Annotated in this window: 18 tRNA genes and 1 rRNA gene; all 19 read right to left on the bottom strand. The window is 49.5% G+C overall.

The annotated features are described in order from the left end of the window. Positions 1–108: 108 nt before the first annotated feature. Positions 109–185 (bottom strand) — tRNA-Met (locus J2Z43_RS14525). Positions 186–193: 8 nt separating this feature from the next. After that, positions 194–269 (bottom strand) — tRNA-Phe (locus J2Z43_RS14530). Positions 270–272: 3 nt separating this feature from the next. Then, positions 273–349: transfer RNA gene (locus J2Z43_RS14535), tRNA-Ile, on the bottom strand. A gap of 61 nt (positions 350–410) precedes the next feature. Beyond that, a tRNA-Pro gene (locus tag J2Z43_RS14540) sits at positions 411–487 on the bottom strand. 23 nt (positions 488–510) lie between these two features. Further along, a tRNA-Trp gene (locus J2Z43_RS14545) sits at positions 511–586 on the bottom strand. A 4-nt stretch (positions 587–590) separates the two neighbouring features. Continuing rightward, positions 591–667, bottom strand: a tRNA-Ile gene (locus tag J2Z43_RS14550). A 16-nt stretch (positions 668–683) separates the two neighbouring features. After that, positions 684–760: transfer RNA gene (locus J2Z43_RS14555), tRNA-Pro, on the bottom strand. Positions 761–768: 8 nt separating this feature from the next. Next, a tRNA-Ser gene (locus J2Z43_RS14560) sits at positions 769–860 on the bottom strand. Between the two features lie 25 nt (positions 861–885). Beyond that, a tRNA-Ser gene (locus J2Z43_RS14565) sits at positions 886–974 on the bottom strand. Between the two features lie 2 nt (positions 975–976). Next, a tRNA-Lys gene (locus J2Z43_RS14570) sits at positions 977–1,052 on the bottom strand. A gap of 12 nt (positions 1,053–1,064) precedes the next feature. Further along, positions 1,065–1,140, bottom strand: a tRNA-Gln gene (locus J2Z43_RS14575). Between the two features lie 3 nt (positions 1,141–1,143). After that, positions 1,144–1,220, bottom strand: a tRNA-Arg gene (locus J2Z43_RS14580). A 16-nt stretch (positions 1,221–1,236) separates the two neighbouring features. Further along, positions 1,237–1,310, bottom strand: a tRNA-Gly gene (locus J2Z43_RS14585). A gap of 9 nt (positions 1,311–1,319) precedes the next feature. Then, a tRNA-Tyr gene (locus J2Z43_RS14590) sits at positions 1,320–1,405 on the bottom strand. A gap of 6 nt (positions 1,406–1,411) precedes the next feature. Continuing rightward, positions 1,412–1,486: transfer RNA gene (locus J2Z43_RS14595), tRNA-Thr, on the bottom strand. 45 nt (positions 1,487–1,531) lie between these two features. Continuing rightward, positions 1,532–1,608 (bottom strand) — tRNA-Asp (locus J2Z43_RS14600). 9 nt (positions 1,609–1,617) lie between these two features. Further along, positions 1,618–1,693, bottom strand: a tRNA-Val gene (locus J2Z43_RS14605). Between the two features lie 35 nt (positions 1,694–1,728). Further along, positions 1,729–1,803, bottom strand: a tRNA-Asn gene (locus tag J2Z43_RS14610). A gap of 5 nt (positions 1,804–1,808) precedes the next feature. Beyond that, positions 1,809–1,903 (bottom strand): 5S ribosomal RNA (rrf, locus tag J2Z43_RS14615); the annotation flags it as partial.

The following is a 1,903-nucleotide window of genomic DNA, read 5'->3' on the forward strand; positions in this document are numbered from 1 at the left end:
TACTATCGTTATCTTTAATATCTGGCTTTATATGGTTTGTTTCTTGTTTTCTTATAAATTAACCTACTGTTTAATTTTCAATGTTCTTTTTTGTTAGCATAGTTTAGATGGTAGCGGTAACAGGAGTCGAACCTGTGACCTTTCGGGTATGAACCGAACGCTCTAGCCAACTAAGCTATACCGCCGTATACCTTGGTGCCCAAAGGCGGAATCGAACCACCGACACGGGGATTTTCAATCCCCTGCTCTACCGACTGAGCTATTTGGGCAAGTGGTGGGCCTAGCTGGACTCGAACCAGCGACCTCACGCTTATCAGGCGTGCGCTCTAACCACCTGAGCTATAGGCCCTTGCATTTTTTCAGTATTACTTTAGTTTATTTCTTCATAATATTTAATTATTTGGTGTTACTGGTCGAGGTGAAGGGACTCGAACCCCCGGCCCCATGGTCCCAAACCATGTGCGCTACCAAACTGCGCTACACCTCGAAGATAATATAACAGTTTTACTTTGGCAGGGGTAGAGGGACTCGAACCCCCGGCGCACGGTTTTGGAGACCGACGCTCTACCAACTGAGCTATACCCCTAAATTGGTGGACCTTCAGGGACTCGAACCCCGGACCTACCGGTTATGAGCCGGGCGCTCTAACCAACTGAGCTAAAGGTCCAACTGCATTTTTTTAATGGTCGAGGTGAAGGGACTCGAACCCCCGGCCCCATGGTCCCAAACCATGTGCGCTACCAAACTGCGCTACACCTCGAATTTTATTGGCGGAGAAGGAGGGATTCGAACCCTCGCACCGGTTAACCCAGCCTAATCCCTTAGCAGGGGATCCTCTTGAGCCACTTGAGTACTTCTCCAATGTGTGTTTATTTGTATTTAAACTGGCGGAGAGGGTGGGATTCGAACCCACGGTGCCGTTAAGCATCACTGGTTTTCAAGACCAGCTCCTTAAACCACTCGGACACCTCTCCACTGGTGATCTATCCGCGACTCGAACGCGGGACACCCTGATTAAAAGTCAGGTGCTCTACCGACTGAGCTAATAGACCATAGTATTAAATTGGCAGGGGATGCAGGACTCGAACCTACGCATGCAGCAGTCAAAGTGCTGTGCCTTACCGACTTGGCGAATCCCCTATATGGTGAGCGCACAGGGATTCGAACCCCGGACACACGCCTTAGAAGGGCGTTGCTCTATCCAGCTGAGCTATGCACCCATATAATTTAATATATTGGAGCGGGTGAAGGGGATCGAACCCTCACAGCTGGCTTGGAAGGCCAGAACTCTACCATTGAGCTACACCCGCATATTTAATTGGTGGAGGATGGTGGATTCGAACCACCGAAAGCGAAGCTAACAGATTTACAGTCTGCCCCCTTTGGCCAACTCGGGAAATCCTCCGATTTTTGGAGCTGGTGATAGGAATCGAACCTACAACCTGCTGATTACAAGTCAGCTGCTCTACCGTTGAGCCACACCAGCATATAAATCTTTTTCTAATTAACTTACTGTAAATTAAATTTAGTTTGGCGACCTGGAAGGGGTTCGAACCCTCGACCTCCAGCGTGACAGGCTGGCATTCTAACCAACTGAACTACCAGGCCGCGTTATATTGGTGGGATTAACAGGGCTCGAACCTGTGACCCCCTGCTTGTAAGGCAGGTGCTCTCCCAGCTGAGCTATAATCCCACGTGCTGGTAATCTAATCTTTATATGATACCAATTGGCTCCAAGGGAGGGACTCGAACCCTCAACCTACCGGTTAACAGCCGGGTGCTCCACCATTGAGCTACCTTGGATCATCACGCGGCTACGTCTTACTCTCCCAGGCAGTTTCCCACCAAGTACCATCAGCGCAAGAGAGCTTAACTTCTGTGTTCGGAATGGGAACAGGTGTAT

It is taken from the genome of Metaclostridioides mangenotii (genome assembly GCF_017873185.1).
Classification (GTDB): domain Bacteria; phylum Bacillota; class Clostridia; order Peptostreptococcales; family Peptostreptococcaceae; genus Metaclostridioides; species Metaclostridioides mangenotii.